Below are 19,476 nucleotides of genomic sequence, written 5' to 3'. Positions count from 1 at the left end.
CTATGCGATCGCCTGAATGGCGTTGGAGAAGATGCTGGCCGGCCGGCTCAGGCCGTAATGATCGCGCAGCGTTGTGCCCCTGTAGTCGTGACGGAACAGGCCGCGCTTGCGCAGAATGGGCACGACCTGCTCGGCGAAGATGTCGAACCCGCCGGGCAGCCAGGGCGGCATGACGTTGAAACCCTCGGCCGCGCCATTCTCGAACCAGGTCTGGATGTTGTCGGCGATCTTTTCCGGCGGTCCGGCAATCACCCAATGGCCGCGGGCGCCGGCCAGGCGCTGCACGAGCTGACGAATCGTCGGCTTCTCGCGATCGACGATGTCGATCACCAGCTTGAAGCGGCTGGCAGCGCCGTGGGCGCCCTCGGTATCGATCAGATGGCGGGGAAAGGCGCCATCGAGGTCAAACCCAGAGAGGTCGAGACCGATCATCTGGCGCAGCTGGGTCAGCGAATACTCGGGCTGGATCAGCTCGTTGAACTCGTCCTGCAGCCGATCGGCCTCGATCTGCGTGCTGGCTATGAAAGGACTGATGCCGGGCAGAATCTTGATTTGATCGGGACTGCGGTCGAAGGCGCGCGCCTGACGCTTGATGTCGGCATAGAATTCCTGGGCGCTCGCCAGTGTCTGATGCGCGGTGAAGATCGCCTCTGCGAAACGTGCCGCAAAGGCGCGTCCGTCGTCGGAAGAGCCGGCCTGGACATAGACCGGTCGTCCCTGCGGCGTCCTTGAGATGTTGAGCGGCCCACGCACGCGGAAATGCTTTCCGACGTGATTGATTGCGTGGATCTTGCCGGTGTCGGCGAAAACACCCGAGATCGGGTCGTTGATGAGCGCGTCGTCCTCCCAACTGTCCCAAAGCCGCGTGATGACGTCCAGATACTCCCGCGCCCGCTCATAGCGTTCGTGATGCGGAGGATGCTCGGGCAAGCCAAAGTTTTGCGCGGCCTGCGGCGTGCTCGTTGTCACGATGTTCCAGCCGGCCCGACCGCTACTGATGTGATCCAGCGAGGCGAACAGCCGCGCCAGGTTGTAGGGCTTAGTATAAGTCGTCGATGCGGTCGCGATCAGGCCGATCCGACTGGTAGCGGACGCGATCGCGGTGAGCAGGGTGATCGGCTCAAGTCGAAACCGTTGCGCATAGCGGACATTGTCCGCCAGCGCCGGGCCGTCGGCGAAGAAGACCGCGTCGAACTTGTGCGCTTCAGCGCGCTGCGCCAGCTCCTGGTAATAGGTGACGTCGAGGATGCGATTGGCTGCCGAACTCCGGTGACGCCAGGCCGCCTCGTGATGGCCGTCTGGATAAATGAAGAAGTTGAGTGAAAGCTGCCGTCGTTCGCTCATGTGTGAGATCCGCGTGCATTGGGAGCTGTAGCACGCGAGACTCTACGTCTGCAGTCGCGCTGATGTCGATGAAATGAATTTGCATTGTTGAGGTGGATGCAGGCACGAAGCTTGCGAGCAGAGCGCCAATCAAAGACGAGAGCAGGCGTCACCACGAGGAACGGCGGCGGTTGTAACGATTATATCGCGTCACCGGACGAGAAGTGCGTTGCGTCGCGTCAAATTGCGCCGCTCTTGCAGCCGGGCAGGCAGTCATCATTGCAAATCTTTCAGTGTCAGCATTGCTAATGAAGCGTTCGTTGCCTCTCGCCGAAAACAAAGCTGGTTTTGTTTCATTGACTGACGATCGATCGCTCGTACCATTCAGGACCTCAACGCGAGGTCGTTTCATCATGCTCCAATTCGATCGCAGTGACCGATGTCCCGGCTCGGGCCGTCTGCCGGAGCACGTTGCGGCCGAGTAGGGCCCCTAGCCAGAAATGATTTCATCTATCTCCGCCGTCGTTTCCGCGACCGGCGCATGGCGGAGCGTTGTCCACGGGGATCGCAGTGACGAGAGCACGACCATGAGCAACACGACAACAATTGATAACGTCATTCCGCGCGCCGACATCGTCAAGCGTGCGGCCAGGCTTGGCGCCGAGATCAGGAACATCAAACTGTCGGGCGAGCTTTCGGACGAGACCATCCGTGCCATCAACCAAGTGCTGCTCGAACACAAGGTCATCTTCTTCCGGGACCAGGGACATCTCGACGATGCCGAACAGGAGCGCTTTGCCATCAGACTCGGCAAGCTGGTGCCCCATCCGACGGTCGGCGCGATCAAGGGCACGTCGTCGATCCTGGAGCTGGACTCGGGCCGAGGCGGTGGCCGCGCCGACCAATGGCATACGGATGTCACCTTCGTCGACGCCTATCCGAAAATCTCGGTGCTGCGCGGCGTGGTGATTCCACCCTACGGCGGCGACACCGTCTGGTCGAACACGGCAGCTGCCTATCTCGACCTGCCGGCGCCCCTGCGCAAGCTCGCCGACGAACTGTGGGCCGTTCACAGCAACGCCTATGATTATGCCGTGAAGACGCGGGCAACCGAGGCGGACAAGAAGCACTTCGACGAGGTGTTCACCGGAACGATCTTTGAGACCGAGCATCCGGTGGTGCGCGTCCATCCCGAGACAGGCGAGCGCACGCTCGTGCTCGGCAATTTCGTGCAGCGCTTCGTTGGCCTGCCGAAATCCGACGGCCAGAAGCTGTTCGACCTGTTCCAGTCGCATATCACGGCGCCGGAAAACACCGTTCGTTGGAGCTGGGAGGCCGGCGACGTTGCGATCTGGGACAATCGCGCCACGCAACATTACGCGGTCAACGACTATGGCGACCAGCACCGCGTTGTGCGCCGGGCCACCATCGATGGCGATGTACCGCTCAGCGTCGACGGTCGCCGCAGTGTGACGCGCGTCAAGAAATCCAAGCCCCAGACCGCCAAAGCCGCTTGATCCTGATCAGCTCACGAGAGTCACAATGATGAACGCTATACTTCGATTGCTTCCCGCAAGGCGCGCCGGGTTGGGACAGGCCACCCGCAACACGTTGCGGGTTTTGTTGGCGGGCGCCGTGGCGCTCGGCCTCACGGCCCCGGCATTCGCCGAACCGCCGCTCGAGAAGACCGAGATCCGCTACCAGGGATCGGCCGGGCAGGTGACGTTTATCGAGCTGGCCGAGGACCTTGGCTATCTCGCCCCGCTCAAGCTCAAATGGGTCGGCAACACCATCAGCGGGCCGCAGGACATCCAGACCGTCGTCACCGGCGATATCGACATCGGCGGCGCGTTCTATGGGGCGATCCTCAAGTTGATCGCGGCGAAGGCGCCAGTCAAGGCGGTGGTCGGCTACTACGGCTCCGATGCCAACACCTATTACGGCTACTTCGTGAAGGGCGACAGCCCGATCAAGACCGCGCATGACCTGATCGGCAGGAAGGTCGCGGTCAACACGCTGGGCGCACATTTGGAGTTCGTGCTGCGCGAGTACCTGGCTAGGTCCGGCCTCAGCGCTGGTGAAGCCAGGCAGGTCACGCTGGTGGCGATCCCGCCAGTCAGCGGCGAGCAAGCGTTGCGCCAGGGCCAGGTCGAGGTCAGCGCGTTGGGCGGTGTCCTGCGCGATAAGGCGCTGGAACGGGGTGGCATCCGCTCGCTCTTTGTCGACACCGATCTGTTCGGCCAGTTCACCGGCGGTGCCTATGTCCTGCGGGACAAATTCATCAAGGATAATCCCAATGCCTCGCGTAAGCTGGTGGAGGGGATTTCGCGGGCCATCGAATGGGCCCAGACCACACCGCCGGAAGAGGTGCGGGCCCGGTTCGACAAGATCATCGCCGAGCGCAAGCGCAACGAGGATGCCTCCTCGATCAAATACTGGAAGAGCACCGGTGTTGCATCCAAGGCCGGCTTGATCTCGGACAGCGAAATCCTGGTATGGATCGACTGGCTGGTGAAGGACGGCCTGTTCAAGCCGGGTCAGGTCAAGGCTTCCGACACCTACACCAATGCGTTCAACTATTTTCGTCCCGGAAAAACGGCGGAGGCCCGATGACCTCCGTCAAGATCCGTTTCGAGCATGTCCGCAAGGAGTTCGTCCTGCGCGGGGAGGGAGGCGCACCAGGCCGCCACTTCATCGCTCTGGAGGACATCACGCTCGATGTTCGCTCCGGCGAATTCTTGGCCCTGGTTGGCCCAAGCGGCTGCGGGAAATCCACATTGCTCGATCTGCTGGGCGGGCTCACGCTGCCGACCAACGGCCGGATTCTGCTCGATGGCCGGCCGATTGCCGGACCCGCTCGCGACCGCGGCATCGTGTTCCAGCAGTATGCGCTGTTTCCCTGGCGCACCGCCGCGCAGAACGTTGAGTTCGGTCTCGATATCGCCGGGTTCAAGGCCAAGCAGCGGCTCGACATCGCGCGGCATTTCCTCGACCTGGTCGGGCTGTCCGGCTTTGCCGACCGCTACCCGCATGAGCTCTCCGGCGGCATGAAGCAGCGCGTCGCGATCGCGCGAAGCCTCGCTTACGATCCGGAAGTGCTGCTGATGGACGAGCCGTTCGCCGCGCTGGACGCCCAGACGCGCGAGACGCTGCAGGGCGAGCTGCTGCGGATCTGGCGCGCCACCGGCAAGACAATCGTCTTCATCACCCACGGCATCGACGAGGCCATCGTGCTCGGCCAGCGCGTGGCGGTGATGACGTCGCGTCCGGGCCGGATCAAGCGGATCATCGACATTCCGGACGTGCTGCGCAGCGAGGCCGACGACGTGCGCTCGCTGCCTGAATTCGGCCGCGTGCGCCACGAGGTCTGGAGTCTGTTACGCGAGGAAGTCTTGAGAGCGCAGCAAGGGCAATTGACCGCCGGCGCTTTCGCACGAGCCGATCGCAAAGTGGAAGGGGGCGTCCATGTCTAGTCTCGAGATGTTGACGCTGCTGGAGCTTGCACACGGGCGCCGAGAGCCGCTCACCAGCGTGGAAGGCCCGGCATCGCCGGCGGTCGGCCGAATCCGCGCCGCGGCCCGCGGGCTGGCTGCCTTCGGGCACCGCTCATTGCTGCTGATTGCCCTGTTGGCGGCATGGGAGGTGGCGCCGCGGCTCGGGCTGATCGATCCCGTGTTCCTGCCACCCTTCTCGGAGGTGATCGCGGCCGGCTGGCAGCTTGCGCAAACCGGCGAGCTCTATGATGACGTCTCCGCCAGCCTGCTGCGTGCCCTGAGCGGATTTCTGATTTCTGTCGCCTTGATCGTCCCGCTTGGCGTGGCCGTCGGTTGGTATGCGCGTCTCGGCAATCTCGTGAACCAGTTCATCGAGATCTGCCGCAACACCGCGCCGCTTGCGCTGCTGCCGGTCTTCATCCTGCTGCTCGGAATCGGCGAAACGTCGAAGATCACGATGGTGGTCTATAGCTGCGCGTGGCCGCTGCTGCTCAACACCGTTGCCGCGGTGAAACAGGTCGATCCGTTGCTGATCAAGTCGGCGCGGACCATGGGTGCAACCCCGCAGCAGCTGTTTCGCAAGGTCATCCTGCCGGCTGCGCTTCCCACTATCTTCGTCGGTATTCGTCTGGCCAGCGCGTCGGCCATGCTGGTGCTGGTTGCGTCCGAAATGGTCGGCGCCAAGGCCGGCCTCGGCTATCTCATCATCAATAGCCAGTACAGCTTCCTGATTCCGCAAATGTATTTCGGCATCCTCAGCATGACGGTCATCGGGCTGGTGTTCAATGCCATTCTGGAGGCACTGGAGCGGCGCTTCATGCGGTGGAAAGCGCCATTGACGGCATGAGATATGGAATCAGGCGCCGCTCGCAGGTTCCGCGCTGGCCGCCTGCGTAACCATGCTGTTCGGCGGATCAGTCAGAGATTGCCGCCGACCATCGACTTGTCGTTTTCGACGCAAACAGCAGCACCAGCACCAGCATCAACATCCCCGCGGTCGGCATGCCAATATCGATGTTGATGTCGACCACGGTCGGTCGCTGCTCGCGATCGGCAGCAGCCGCGTAGTCGCTGCTGCTGCTGGCATCACCTCACGTTAGAGGTGCTCTTTCGAGGCTCCGGCAAAAGATGATTTTTCCTCCGCGGCTTTTCCAATTCCGCGTGGCGCTTCTGAGTACTCTTGCCCACCCCAGTCACCCGGCCTCCGGTGGACACGGCTGCGCAATCACGACGGTTAGGCGTCTCGCCCCTCGTAAGGCGCCGGATTAGCCAGGGCTGAAGATCAAGCAGAGCAGGATCGCCGCCACGACCAATGTCCAACCAATTGACGTGGCGAGAGCCCATACTTGGATTGGCATCGGACGAACTCTCCCGACGAGGCTAAGACACCGCTGGCGGGGGACAGCGGCCTCTTGAAGTTACCTCAAACCCTGTTCGAGATAAAAGCCCTTACTTGGGGACCGCCAGAATCAAAAGCCGGACTCGCCACTTGTGAAGTCAAAAACGATTTCAGACCAATGATCTTTCACCCGTGCCTAGACTACTGTAGAGGCGTCCATTGCGCACAGAGGGCGATCGAAAGTGAGTAGTCGCTATCGGCGCTCAAATTGGGCGGCATCAGCCTGGTTGTTTACGAAGCCAAATGGGCTTCGGTCGCGATTGTGCCGCGCCCAAGACGTCTCCGCGTTCGACAGTCCTGCTCTGCATCTGAACGCAGGTGCTCTACTCTACTGCCGATTGGCGATCGCGTCCCCTTACGCGCCACAGGGTTGAACGGTGCGGGAATGCGGCGCACTGCTCGCTGATCCTGCTGGAAACCAGCGGCCCATCGGGAGACCAGCAGGAATTGTGCGCCGTATTTGAATATTCTTTCATGATGAGCCGGCGAACCGAGGATTACCTGATCTCTACTCCTCGCCAAAATTGAGTTCATAGGCATTGTTGATCTTGTCAGCAGCAGCTTCTGGTGCTGTCGGGAGCTGGAGTTGCGCAACTCTCCTTCCGCTCGTCTTCACGTAAAGTGAGTTGGTCGGTCGTGTTGCCATCTTTGTGGGACCTTAATCGCTGTTGTCCCGGAGCTTCTCCAACTACGTCGCCTGAGCCCGCACGAACCATCTTCGGAAAGTGGCCGAGAGCCGCGTCCGCTTTCAGTATCTTTGCTATCGTATCAAGCCGACAGATATTTTGCCTCTTGGTAGTTGTCATTTTCATTTGATTGCAGATGCGAGGCCAGATGAGGAGCAATTTGACTCCGCTTCGCCCGATCTGGACTGGAAGCCATTAGATGTCCGGATGGGATAAGCGAAAATCAAAGCGCGTTCACTTCGAGCACGAGTACCTGCAGCCCTTTTAGGTCTAGACGGCACGTGGCGGCGCGATTGCATTCTCATCGACGTTTCCGACACCGGAGCACGCCTTCGAATTGATGGATCTACAGACGTGCTCAAAGCTCGCCAGTTCTTCCTGCTGCTTTCAACCGTCGGATTAGCTTACCGGCGATGCAAGTTGATTCGACTGGACGGCTCGGAAATCGGAGTCCAATTTGTAACCAGCCGGAATATTCGCTCGGGCTAATTGCCAGAAAAACCAATTCCGGTTCGAATTGATTCAATGAGGAGGGTCGTCCCCCCAAATCACTCCTAGATCGACGCTACCTGGCAGCGATGCCCTCATCTGCGAACTCATTGTAGGGGCGGTCCATCCCGGGTATCGAACCCTTATGCGATTGCCTGAACGGCGCCCGAGAACATGCCGTGCGGCGGTCTCAGGACGTAGTGCTCCCCGTAGCGCTGCAACGGTATGGTCGTTCCGGAACACGCCATATCGCCGCAAGTGGGCACCACCTGCTTCGAAAACAGGTCGAAAGCGCTAGATAGGAAAACCGGTCTTCATCCAGGCCGGGGCTTCCGATCGTGGCCGGGATTTTATGAACCGGTCTCGTCGCTGCACTCGGACCCGCGTGCCCCTTCAGGTCGCTATGCTCACGCTGTCCGGGTGCCATTTTCCCTTGAGGCGATGCGCCCCTGCGCACGCCTGTCGGGCCTGCGGCCCTAGGAAGCTCAACGCCAAAGGCTGGCCGCGTCGCAGATTTCGCATTCTCTTACCTAGAAGCCATTCGACCCTCGACCGCCTCAACGCACTCGGCCTCCACGGAAGGGCCAAAGCCTTCGCCGACACCGAAGCAACCGGCGACGGCGCAAGCCTCGGCCACGCCGAATGGCTCGCGCTGCTGCTCGAACGTGAGGCCGCGCTGCCAGACAAGCGGCTTGCCACCGCCTTGGCTTGGCATGACAGCGAGATCGTTCGGCTCCGAGCGACGACGTCACAATCTAAGCTGGACCTACCCCACAGGTCATAGGCTGCTTTCAAAAGTGCATATTTCTTGCAAAGCCGCACAAGCCAGTGGCAAAAGGCCCGTGCAATTTCTGGATTGTCGGTCCTGTCCACCGCATAGGCGCGATAATGCATGCCGCTCGCGTGCGCGAGCCAGGCATGACGCGTAACAGGCCCTCCCGTACAAGATCGCTTATGGTGATTTCTGGCGCGGCCAGAGGCATTTTCCGGTGATCACTTCCGGCGGGGCCAAATAATTGTGATCGTAACGCGCGCCAGATCTGATGTCCTGAGACTTCATGTTCATCGCCCGCAGCCAGGTCGGCAATATGTCAGGTCTGGACGTGATATTCAGAATGGGCATCGAGCGGACGATTGACAGGCTCTTGCCGTCAACGTGGGTTGGAGTGCCTACGCACACAAGCTGCTCGTTGTAGATCTCCCAGCCGTCTGCCGGCTCGACCATCATAAGATCCCTTGTGATCAGGATATCGTAGGATGAGGTTGGCGGCGACAGCGAGCTGATGACGTCAACGATCACTCATTCATTGCGGCGGAAAAGGCCTGCAGATTGGGAATCAGGACGGAGTAGGCGAATGTGGAGAGGGAGGTGCGGACCACGATGCGGCTCGGCTCCGTACGATTGCGGCGGGCCGACGCGGAGGGGCTCGGCCTACGGGCCGCTTCGCCGGGGCTTCGTGTATGTGTGGTCGGCGGAGCAAGCGACTCCGGAGGGCCTCAGAAGTCCTTCGGTGGTGTCAATTGACGCGTTGATCAACTTTCAGTAATGTGACAACTAGGATACTACCAATCGATTCAAGTGCGTACCACGATTGTGCGCGGACGAACGCGATTTGCAGCGATTGCTCCGCGGGCATTGATCATCGTCTCAATGACGCTCGTTGGATAAGAGATCGATATGAATTCGAGGAAGGAAGCTTTGCACTAAATACTGAATTCTGCGGGCCTTTCGACAATGACGCTTGGGTGAAGGTGTCGATTCAACGTTCTTCGACAAACGCCGTTCAACAACACTTAACCGCACTTCGCGTTGGAAAGAACAAGATGGTCGCGCGGAGCAGCCGCGACGGTCGTTGCCGCTAGCGGCTATTTATGACATCCGGAAATTTGGACACATTTGAACAATTGCAAAGAGGCCTTTATGCAATGGATCGCCCGCATTGCCCTCCTATCCACGCTTTGCTGTGGCGCGTGCTCGATTTATCCGCTCCCCGAGGACACTACTTCTTTTGACAGCGACCGAATCGCCTCGGTCATCCGGTGTCAGACCCGCGATGCCGTCCGCCGAGTGATCGTTGCCTTGATCGCCACGGGCAAAGATCGTGTCGTGTATCGTGGAATGACCGGATACCAAACTGCTGCATGGCTGGAGCAGCAACCCGCTCACTTCCACGAGGTCAAGTGGGACCAGATTACCGATACGAAGATCAGGGCGCCTTTGCTTTTTTACAAGGACACGTCCGTCAGCTACGATTTTACGATTGACACGACCGAAGTGAATACCGCGGGTGTCAATGTTACGCTTGTGAAGAAACTGTTTGCCGGCAACGACAGCATCGGGCTTGTCGCCAAAAACGATCGGACGCGTGAAGTCAAACGGCATTTCAGGGTCTATGACAGCTTCGACAGTTTGGCGCGGTTGATGAAGGAGGAGACTTGCGATGGCATGCCGCAGCAAGTCAACGCGCTCTATCCCGCAACAGGCTTACTCAGGATCGACTCCCTGGTGAATAGCTTCCTGCTTGCCAATCAGTGGGGAAATCTTGCCGGTGACGATGCCAATTACACCACCGCGCAGATGACCGATACCCTGACGTTCACCACCAAATTCACTGGAAATGTTGATCCCTCGACGGCGATCGATCCAGTTACTGGACGGTTCGTGCCCTCCAGTGCCTCCTTGAACATCGACAACAGCCGTCAGGACCTTCACACGATCCTCATCCTGTTGCGTCTCCCGCCTAACACCAAGGGCCTGCCTCAATTCGACGAATATGGACGCATCATTGCACCGGGATATGGCGGCCAAAAGGCTGCGGCGTCGGCTGCCCTCGATCGGCAGCGCGATTTCAACACCCAAGACGCCCTGACGAAACTAGGAACGGGTATCGGACGTGTGGGCCCGGGCCTCTAGACTAAGCCCGAACTGACAGCAATGGCTTTGGAGTAAAGGAGAGAGACGTGGCAGGTTCCCCCCGCAAAGGCATGAAACTGTACGACGTACGAGCGATCTACGCCTTCTTCAAGATACTCGAAAATTCACAAACCAGCGAGGGCAAGAACAAGCTCGAATTGTTTTTGGCTGATTGCGACAAGAATGGAAATAAGATGGGCGTCGATCGGGCGCTTTTCGATCTTGGCCATGATCACTTCAGCAGTCCTACTGACATCGATGCGGTAGGCCCGGATTGCCCGCTTTGCCCCAGTCCGGGACGGTCATAATGCACCTTCTCGGCCGTACGCTCATGCGTCGAGCTTCGCTTGCCTTCTCGGAAAAACTGGGACAGTTTTGATCGTCGCGATGGTTGGCGCGCTCCGCATGCATCGTCGTGATCGCGTTGGCTATCGTGGAATCGGGAAGGAGACTGCGCCTGAATGTCGAGCGAGCAGTTGTTGGCTTCCCCGTCAATGGTCGAATCGTTTCCCTCAAAGCGAACAGATGATGCCTTACCGTGCGAGTTTGATTGTTTGGAGGATATACAGTCGTGCAAATGCCTGACGAATTTTTCGCCGTTCAAAGCATGTTGACCTTGAGCGGAGCGACGGGCGCGACTTTCGTCATCTGCAACGGCCTTCAGACGGCCTTCAACTTCAACCCCAAATGGCTTGGATTGCTGGTCGCCCAGATCATCGTCCTTGCCGGCGTGGTTGCGAGCGACGGCGGCGGTCCGATGCCGTATCTCGTCGGCGTAATCAACGGATTTCTTGTCTATTGTTCCGCCGCCGGTGCCACCAGCGCAGTAGGCGGTGGGGGCGCGCCCCCCATCGCCCGAGGACAGGTGCCGGGTCAAGACGCTCCGCTCACGCCTGCTCGTCGAGGCTTTCTCACGCCTTGGTTCTAGCAAGAAAAACAGCTGCAAGCTTTGGCAGTACGGTTCGCGCCGTAGCGATCGGCGTGGGCCGCGTTGCTGACAATTGGTTGCCGCCGTTGCCGACGCCGGAGCGGGAAGCGGGAGCCCTGATCGAGGCGCTACGACGCGACGACGGGTGCGGCGTTCCGCTGGACAGAGCCGGACCCGCGTTGATCGGTCTGACCTGTACTCGGTCGGCGGTGCTGAGCCATCTGCGATCGCTGTTCGAGGCTTCCTCGGCAGACGATACGATTGTCATCTATTTTGGCGGTCATGGCATCGCGGCTGCCGATAATTTCTACCTGTGCACGGCCGATACGAAGGAAGGCGATCTAGCCGGTTCCGCGGTCTCGGGAGGTGATATCGGAGAGCTAATCGAGGCGGCACAGTGCCGGGGCATTCTCCTGCTTCTTGATTGCTGTTTCAGCGCCGCGGCTGCCGAGCATGCACCTGCGGCATTCCGTTCGCTCCGATCGGGGGAATTCCGCCTGGTGTTGGCTTCCGCACGCGCCGGTCAGCGTTCTTGGGAAACGGCCGACGGGTTTGGAACCCACTTCTCAACGTCGCTTGTCGAAATTCTGGAGGGACGTCGCGTGGTCGGTCGCGGCGACGGCGCCATCTATTTCTCCGATCTCATCGAGGGGCTGAATGCCGGCATCGCGGAAAAACGCGCGGAAGCCAACCTTCCGCCGCAAGACATGGTCTTCGCCGGCACCTACACCAGTGATCCCTTGGTCTTCGTGATGCGCGGCCAGACTCTGGAGTCCGTGCGTTTCGCCACGGCGCGATACTCGCCACGCCAATTGAGAAGAATAGTCGCCAGAAGTCTTTTGACGGTGTTGGCGCTGATCTTCTTCTGCTTGGTGTCATGGTATGGCATCATCGATGCGACCGAGTACGTTGACGAAGAAGGAGGACGTCTGGTCGCCTATCGCGGTCATCCGCACTATCCCCTTCCCGGATACCCCCAGCATATTTGGACCTACGCATACGGCTCCGAACGGCTCGGCCCGGGAGCCAACCGGCAACTTCCACTCGTGGCTCCGATTGGAAAACCGGTGGCACCGCTGGTGGCGGACCGACTGGATCCTCTCGTCGCAGCCTCGCAGCGGGTCGCCCCCGGAGATATCGAATCTGCCTCCAAACTGACACAAGACTTGCTGGCGCGCCGGGACATACCGTTCGAAACGCAGCTCGGTGCCCGGTTGCTTCTGACCGAAATCGTGGGCGCCGAGCAGGTACCGCTCCTCGTACGTTGGACGCTTGATCAAAGAGCCGAGATCAGGCTGGCCGCATTGCGAGGGTTGTTCCGCCTTGATCCCCGGCGTGCTGTGGACCGGGCCTTGACGGATCTATCAGGCGGAGGGACTGGCCTCGACCATTCGGACATCCTCCGTCGCCTGCAAGGCATCTGCACGCCGGATATCGAGCGCTATCTCCGCCGAGTAGCTGATGTCCCCGGCACCCGACCATCTCCGACGTTGGTCGTCGACACAGCCGTGCGCGTTGGATGCCGCCTCGACCATGGCTTTCTTCTTAGCCTGATTGCGAGAATTCAGTACCGAGACGCAGCTTCGATAGCGGGTTATGCCGTCTGGGTGGGGTTGTCGGAAACCCCCGCTGCTTCGAATCCGAAGGTCGAACTGTGGCGACGCCTGCTGCTTCAGGCACATCTTCCCACATTTCCATGTGATCCGTCCTGGAGCGATGTGCTTCGTTCGAAGCAAGCGTCCGAGGTCTTGCCCGCGGCGTTGGCGATAGCGCGTCACTGCCCCGGAGCGCGGCTTCAAATCCGTTGGAATAATATTCCTGGACTGATCCGCCTCACTGTGGAGCAGCAAGGTCGCGCGCCCCAGGATGTCGACGGTTTGTTTGCTCCGTCGGGTGGCGTCGCACTGTTTGCCGAATTGGTTCCCTTGATCGCACGATCGATAGATCAGGATGTGGAGCGTGTAAGGGGAGCGATCGAACTATCGTCGGACTCCTCGCTTCGGGTGGCTATGCTGGAGCTGCTGACCATCTGGGGGGACCGGAAGGGTCTGTTCACGTCCTTGCTGGACGCCAACTCCATCGAGCTTCGAAAGTCTACGCGGACTATGCTCGCTTGGCGGGGACGAGTAAACTCGCCGACGAACTTAGCGCACGTATCGGCCATAGCGACGCTTTCTACACGAGCCTGCTCGGCCGGATTGAACTGCTGCCACTCACCCGATCACGGCTCGAGCTGATGTTACGGGGCACGCGCGAAGAACGCCGTGCCGCAGCATGCGTGTTGGCCATGCAGGCGCCGGTTCGAACGGCAATCACCGTTCTCACGGATCCGGACGGCGACATTGGTAGCGAAGCCGCGGACTGCGTCTCTTACAACGCCGAAGCCGAAGCGACCGTCGCGGAGCTCCCGAAATCGGTTGGGCTGTTTCCTGTCGAAGGCTTTGCGGCCATCCAGCAGCAAGTTCGCCTCAAATCAGGCTTCCAGGCGCACCTTGCTGCGCTGCCAGACGAACAACGATCCTGGCGCCTCTCCATCGCAGACACCACGCCCGGTTCCTTTGGACTGTGGGGGAAGGGAATGCGGGACTGGTTTGAAGAGCAACGATACAGGTCCTTGGCCGGTATTCGGTGAGCCGTCCAAGTGGTCCCCCTGCGCTGATTCCTGAGAGCCTTCGACCATTCTCTACCCACGTGAATTTTATGGTTCCGACCGGCGCATCACAGGCCGCTTGCACATGACAGTTTTAATATCTCTTGGAGATCAGTAGTAGTTGTCATAGGATACAACTCAGCGGCTTTTCGAACCGTCGTTTTTGCAGACATTATTTTTTTGCTGGGGCCAGCCAATGAAATTGTATCTCTTTGACATGGGTTCGAAGATCTATGGTGACTGCATTCTTGCGGTCGAGGGTGATCGCCGGATCTTAATCGACGGTGCCCATCCGGGGGATTGGCAACCAAGCGACGCAACACCGTCCATCCCTCAACAGATAACCAAGGTGTTGGGGAAACCGCCCTTCAAGATTGATCTACTCGTAGTGACGCACTGCCACTCGGACCACATCGGCTGCCTCCCGAAGATGGTGCAGGACGGAACGGTCGAGTTCGAATGGGCCCTGGTCGCCGACGAGAAAATGGGATTCCCGACAGATGGCGAGGATGCCTCGCTGGACGCAGAGACTGCAAAGGTTGTGGCCGCGATGTGCGAAGAGCCGCAGCCCGACCTCGACGGCCCCGCACTGGACCAATTCCTGACCGACGCCGTCAAACTCTCCGACAACTATTCCGCCATGTTGTCCAAGCTTAAGACCGACGGTACCAAGATCGTTCGGTACACGGGTCCGTCTGCGAAAGTGAAACAGATCGAAAAGGCGTTCTCCGATTTCGGCCTCTCAGTCCTGGGGCCGACGAATGAGCACCTCACCGTATGCCGCGACGAGCTCGTCGGACTCAAGAAGAAAGTGCGCAAGGCCGCGGACGGTATCCGCGCCAGCGACGCGGCTGTGGACGCGGTTGCGATCTATCGTGCGCTTCTGTCCAACTCCGCGCCTCCCACCGTAGGTTTGACGGACGACCTACGGCAATACCTCGATAGGGTGGGTCCCGGTGCCGCCTTGAATGACCAGAGCATCGTACTGACGCTCGGGACGGACAATCAGAAAGTGCTGCTCACCGGCGATATGCAATTGGCCGTGGCCGAGGTATCAGGCCTCGACGATTCGATGACGGCGCTATTGGAGACGATCAAGGCTGCCGGCCCGTATCAGTTCGTCAAGCTTCCGCACCATGCGTCCTACAATGGGTTTGACGAGAATGTGCTGACAGCGTTCAAGGATGCTCAGGCATTCGGAATTTCGACTGGCAGGGGAGATCCCAAGCATCCAGATCCGGGCGTCCTCAAATTTCTCGAGAGTATTACCGACACTTACCATTGGGCGCGGACCGACCGGAACGGGCGCATAACAGTGTCATTCGCCGGCTCGAAGCTGAAAATCGGCGTGGACGACGGAGAGCTGAACGATTCATCGCCGAACGCCAAGGATGTCATGCCGGAGGAGGAGGGATCGTCCGAGGTGCCATCATCAGTTCCTGCAGTTTCGGAAGCGCCCCGTCGTCCCCCAGGCCCGGTATCCGTGGTCAGGACGACGACCTCCGGTGAGGTTGAGGTTACCGCCAAAATCCCCCATCAGAAGACGAAAGTCACGATTACGATCGAGATCGAGCCGGGCGAACCCGACATTAAGGAGCCGCCAAAACCCGTGAGCGATGTTAAAAAAAACCAACTAGCCGGGGGTAGGGATCTTCCAGCGCTTCTGTTTGTCACGAATTCCAGGCGCCTCGCCGATAACATTGGAAAATCGGAGGCGACGGGTGCGATCGCGACGATCACCTCGTCCCGCCAAACCATCGTTGATCTCGACGGGCTGGCTGCCCCGCTCGACGCGATCCGTCGCGCTGCGCAAAACGTGCCGGTCAAAGGCGTCGTGATTCTGGGCGGCTATGATGTCGTTCCCTCCGAGCGGTTCGATACGCTTCCTCCTAGTCTGCGCAACAGCATCGGACCAAGCGCCCAGAACGATCCGGACAACTTCATTGTCTGGAGCGACCAGATTTATGGCGATCTTGATGGAGACCGTCTGGCCGACGTTCCCGTTTCCCGAATTCCGGACGGACACACGGCAAGGATCGTCGACGTGGCATTGACGGGCAATGGGGGCGTTTCGCCGTCCTTGAGCCGGTTCGGGCTCCGCAATTTCGTGCGGCCCTTCGCCGATAACGTGTACACCGGACTTCCTGGTCCGGAAACGATGCTAACCTCGCGGGAGGTTCACTCGGAGGCCATTGTTTCGGGTAGCCTGTCGGCGAAGCTCATTTACCTGATGCTCCACGGTTCGGATACCGACGCCTCTCGGTTTTGGGGCGAGACTCAAGGGGGTATGCTTGAGGCGATGACGGTCGGTAACGTTCCTGACCCTTGCGGAGCCGTCATTTTCGCCGGTTGCTGTTGGGGTGCATTGACCGTTCGTACGCGGGCGTCCGTGTACCGCGCTGGCGATCCGCTCCAAGTCGTCACGCCGGCTCAATCGATCGCACTTTCATTCCTTGCTGGAGGAGCCTCGGCGTTTGTGGGCTGCACGGGGGCGCATTATTCCCCTGTTGAGGGGAATTTGGACTATTTTGGAGCTCCGATGCATTCGGCGTTCTGGAGGCAGATATCCCTCGGAAAGCGGCCGGCTGAGGCCCTGTTCCAGGCAAAAATAGACTACATTCGCGGCATGCCTCATGGCCGCACGAAAATCGAAGAACTTGCGATCGAAAACAAGATTCTCAGACAATTTACCTGCCTTGGACTAGGCTGGTGAAACACTATATAATGGCAACTTGATCCAGTGGATCGGAGGTCGCAAAATGGCCGGAAAATCTGATATTTTCAGCGGCTCTATGGACGATTGGGAACCCATCGATTCTCCGTCAAAGGGCGTCGATTCAGTCGCTAAGCCGGCTCAGAAGGCAGACCGCGTGGCGGAGGAATTCGTCAAGGTCGCCAAGAAGTATGCTTCGGATAGCGACACCTCGAGCGGACAAAGCTTGGAACATTCGACCCTCGTGCGGGCCAAAAAGAAGGGTTCTCTAGACAGTGACGTCAACTCCAAGACGTTCGTGCTGTCCGGCAACAAGATTGTCGGATCCCAAGGCTAAGCTCACCTCCAGGTACGAGGCATTTTACGATCAGAATCCGTTCAGCCGCGAGAAGAGTGGCGGTATACTGCTTCGAACGGGCACCTATGGCATTGCTCATCGACGACATCGCGAAAGACATAGCCCTCACCCGATGGGCTTTGCCCGAATGTCTTCACGTTCCGATCGCCGCCCTCGATGAGGACGCCATCCGCAATTACGTTGGCGCTGTGGAGCGGGTTGTATCAGGCCCGGGTTTGAGAAGCGCCCTCCTCGTCACCCTACCCGAGCCGGCCGATATTGCTCCTCTTCTTCCGATCAGCGATCAACGTTGGCATTCTCCACGCCCGGCGGCAGGTATGGGTTCACATCGCGTACAAGGCCTATCGCCCGGCATACAAGAGGTCGTTTCCGGGTGAGAATATCGATGGCCTTATACTAAGGCATGCCATGAACAGGGACACGGCGGCATATAAGGGCTTCGACTTTGTGAGAATTACCCCAGCATCCGGCGTCGCAAACCTAAGCAGCGCATTCACGAAACAATGGGCGAAAAACCGGCATAGGCCGGAAAACCCTGTCGTTACCCGCCGGGCGGGTCCGCCTGCCGATTTATCCGATCTCATGTTGATGCTCGACATGATGGTCGGCGGCGGCGTTATGGACGCCGTCAATGAAGGTCAACAATTGCTCCAACGCAAAGCGCAAAATTAACTGGCGAGAAGCAGTCACGCCGCCGTTGGCGTGGTGCGTTTCAGATCCGCCGTATATCGTAGGCTCTCGCCAGGTTTCCGATTTGCATACGATGACGTAATTGCGGTCGGCGCTCGTGGCATGCAAGCCGCGTTATTGTCGAGCCCTCGCAATCACCTGATTCGAAGGAGCTCCCATGAAGCAGTACGTCGGGCTGGACGTCTCACAGAGAGAAACCGCCGTATGCGTTGTCAACGAGACTGGCCAAGTAATCTTCGAAGGAAAAGCCAAGTCTAATCCTGGTGCCTTGACCGACCTGCTTCGCAACATGCGCCTCAAGCCGAGCGTATCGGCTTCGAGACGGGTGCGATGGCGAGTAGGCTACGGCATGAACTCCGCAGGGTTGAGCTTCCGGTGGTCTGCATCGACGCTCGGCATGCGCACGCAGCTTTGTCGGTCCGTATGAACAAGAGCGGTCAGAATGATGCGCGAGCCTTGCAGAACTGGTGCGAGTGGGATGGTATCGAGAGGTCAAGGTCAAAAGTGAGGAAAGGCAAAAGATCCGAGCGATCCTTGTCGCCAGATCTCGGCTAGTGTCGATGCGCCGAGACATCGAGAACCAGATTCGTGGCTTGATCAAGGAATCTGGATTACTATTCCCTCGCGCGATCGGCCAACAGTTCCGCAACCAGGTCAGCGAATTCTTAGGCGCTGATCATTTACTCCTCAACGTGATATCGCCGCTGCTCTCGATCCATGAGAACATCTGTCGAGAACAGGAAAAGTTCGACAACGAGGTCCGCCAGTTGGCGAAGCTGGACGAGACGACGCGGCGACTGATGACGGTCCCGGGTGTCGGCGTCGTCACGGCCCTAACGTTCCGCCACACGATCGATGATCCCTCGCGCTTCCGATCGGCGTCGACAGTCGGCGCTTACCTCGGCCTTACGCCGCGACGTAGCCAATCCGGCGAAACCGACACCAACGGAAAGATATCTCGATGGGGCGACCGGCTTCTCCGAACTTACTTGCACTGTCCTTCTTTATCGAACCAAAAAATGGTCTTCTCTAAAGACCTGGGGCATGAAGCTCGCCAAGCGGATCGGCATGAAGAAGGCAAAGGTCGCAATTGCCCGAAAGATCGCCGTGATTCTCTACTGCATCTGGGTCGATGGCACATCGTTCGACTGGGGCCAGCCGAAGCCCATCTAATATTTGCTCGCAAGTTCCTGGTCCGGTCCGCCGGACTGGCGATGTCCCGCTGGGACGGTGGTCGTGGTGACCTCGGTCAATCGGCTGGTGGCAGTTCGCCCGCACTCCGCTGCAAACGTTGAGGCGCCCGATCCGGACATCATCATGAGGCGCTCGCGACCTCGGAAAGGACCATGACCCCAGCTACGACATCAACTCAACTCGCTGAAGCCGCCAACGACGTCGATTGACAAGCCCGCTAGGCAATCGTCTCGCCATCCGCGATCGCTCCGTCTCCGCAACCTGACCAGCTCCGACGGAGCAATCGCTACGGGCGTGTCACTGGAGAGAGGAAGAATGGTAACTTAACAACAAACCGCAATTAAAGGGCCGATTGATTTGCGGAGCGTCGCCTTCGACCAGACCCACGTGTCGACCTCTCAGACGTCATCGGGAGGAATGGTCTAATTGCCGAGGTATCGATCGCTGACGCACACGCCGGCTTTTCGAGTTCATCCGGCAATCGCGCCAACTGACAGGCAGCCGAGTGTCCCGTACGCATACGACGAAGGCCGCCTGATTGACACATGCGCGCGAGCGCGGCGAGTTCTACGATGGCGTTGCGTGAAGGTCAGGCGGCTTGCTGATCGGCGGACTTGCCGGCTTGGTGCAGGAGCTTC

At 59.3% G+C, this 19,476-nt stretch carries 14 protein-coding genes and 1 pseudogene; 12 read left to right on the top strand and 3 right to left on the bottom strand.

Annotated features, from left to right (window positions below):
- On the bottom strand, positions 1-1,344 hold the full coding sequence (locus tag ACIPUD_RS38095) for an LLM class flavin-dependent oxidoreductase (RefSeq protein WP_446482781.1): 1,344 nt from the start codon (positions 1,342-1,344) through the stop codon (positions 1-3).
- 566 nt (positions 1,345-1,910) lie between these two features.
- Between ACIPUD_RS38095 and ACIPUD_RS38090 the strand changes: the two genes are divergently transcribed.
- The 5 genes from ACIPUD_RS38090 (at position 1,911) to ACIPUD_RS38070 (ending at position 7,391) form a co-directional block, all read left to right on the top strand.
- The gene (locus ACIPUD_RS38090; RefSeq protein WP_446482780.1) at positions 1,911-2,840 is read left to right on the top strand and encodes a TauD/TfdA dioxygenase family protein; all 930 of its coding nucleotides are present in this window, start codon (positions 1,911-1,913) and stop codon (positions 2,838-2,840) included.
- 25 nt (positions 2,841-2,865) lie between these two features.
- A complete protein-coding gene (locus ACIPUD_RS38085) occupies positions 2,866-3,936 on the top strand; it encodes an ABC transporter substrate-binding protein (protein WP_446482779.1) in 1,071 nt (356 codons plus the stop codon).
- A complete protein-coding gene (locus ACIPUD_RS38080) occupies positions 3,933-4,796 on the top strand; it encodes an ABC transporter ATP-binding protein (RefSeq protein WP_446482778.1) in 864 nt (287 codons plus the stop codon). The genes ACIPUD_RS38085 and ACIPUD_RS38080 overlap by 4 nt, the downstream gene beginning before the upstream one ends.
- Positions 4,789-5,664 carry an ABC transporter permease gene (locus ACIPUD_RS38075; RefSeq protein ID WP_377791314.1) on the top strand — a complete coding sequence of 292 codons (876 nt, stop codon included), beginning with the start codon at positions 4,789-4,791 and terminating at the stop codon, positions 5,662-5,664. The genes ACIPUD_RS38080 and ACIPUD_RS38075 overlap by 8 nt, the downstream gene beginning before the upstream one ends.
- Positions 5,665-7,124: 1,460 nt before the next feature.
- Complete coding sequence (locus ACIPUD_RS38070) at positions 7,125-7,391, top strand: PilZ domain-containing protein (RefSeq protein WP_446482795.1); 267 nt, start codon at positions 7,125-7,127, stop codon at positions 7,389-7,391.
- Between the two features lie 952 nt (positions 7,392-8,343).
- On the opposite strand, the gene ACIPUD_RS38065 is transcribed toward ACIPUD_RS38070, so the two are convergent.
- On the bottom strand, positions 8,344-8,691 hold the full coding sequence (locus ACIPUD_RS38065; protein ID WP_446482777.1) for a hypothetical protein: 348 nt from the start codon (positions 8,689-8,691) through the stop codon (positions 8,344-8,346).
- A gap of 621 nt (positions 8,692-9,312) precedes the next feature.
- Between ACIPUD_RS38065 and ACIPUD_RS38060 the strand changes: the two genes are divergently transcribed.
- On the top strand, positions 9,313-10,305 hold the full coding sequence (locus ACIPUD_RS38060) for a hypothetical protein (RefSeq protein WP_446482776.1): 993 nt from the start codon (positions 9,313-9,315) through the stop codon (positions 10,303-10,305).
- A gap of 232 nt (positions 10,306-10,537) precedes the next feature.
- Here the strand turns inward: ACIPUD_RS38060 and ACIPUD_RS38055 are convergent, their stop codons facing one another.
- Positions 10,538-11,182, bottom strand: a complete 645-nt coding sequence (locus ACIPUD_RS38055) for a hypothetical protein (RefSeq protein WP_446482775.1) — start codon at positions 11,180-11,182, stop codon at positions 10,538-10,540.
- Between ACIPUD_RS38055 and ACIPUD_RS38050 the strand changes: the two genes are divergently transcribed.
- The 6 genes and pseudogenes from ACIPUD_RS38050 to ACIPUD_RS38025 all read left to right on the top strand — a co-directional run bounded on the left by ACIPUD_RS38050 (position 11,104) and on the right by ACIPUD_RS38025 (position 18,817).
- Complete coding sequence (locus ACIPUD_RS38050) at positions 11,104-13,470, top strand: caspase family protein (protein ID WP_446482774.1); 2,367 nt, start codon at positions 11,104-11,106, stop codon at positions 13,468-13,470. The genes ACIPUD_RS38055 and ACIPUD_RS38050 overlap by 79 nt on opposite strands.
- Positions 13,471-13,520: 50 nt before the next feature.
- The gene (locus ACIPUD_RS38045) at positions 13,521-13,865 is read left to right on the top strand and encodes a hypothetical protein (RefSeq protein ID WP_446482773.1); all 345 of its coding nucleotides are present in this window, start codon (positions 13,521-13,523) and stop codon (positions 13,863-13,865) included.
- Between the two features lie 214 nt (positions 13,866-14,079).
- A complete protein-coding gene (locus ACIPUD_RS38040; protein WP_446482772.1) occupies positions 14,080-16,596 on the top strand; it encodes an MBL fold metallo-hydrolase in 2,517 nt (838 codons plus the stop codon).
- A 46-nt stretch (positions 16,597-16,642) separates the two neighbouring features.
- The gene (locus ACIPUD_RS38035) at positions 16,643-16,933 is read left to right on the top strand and encodes a hypothetical protein (protein ID WP_143273862.1); all 291 of its coding nucleotides are present in this window, start codon (positions 16,643-16,645) and stop codon (positions 16,931-16,933) included.
- A gap of 429 nt (positions 16,934-17,362) precedes the next feature.
- Positions 17,363-17,626: a hypothetical protein gene (locus tag ACIPUD_RS38030; RefSeq protein ID WP_446482771.1), complete on the top strand. Its 264-nt coding sequence runs from the start codon at positions 17,363-17,365 to the stop codon at positions 17,624-17,626.
- Positions 17,627-17,801: 175 nt separating this feature from the next.
- A pseudogene (locus ACIPUD_RS38025) lies at positions 17,802-18,817 on the top strand (IS110 family transposase).
- Positions 18,818-19,476 lie beyond the last annotated feature (659 nt).

It is taken from the genome of Bradyrhizobium sp. CAR08 (genome assembly GCF_052871955.1).
Note: the sequence above shows the minus strand (reverse complement) of the source record. Positions and strands in the feature narration are given on the sequence as shown.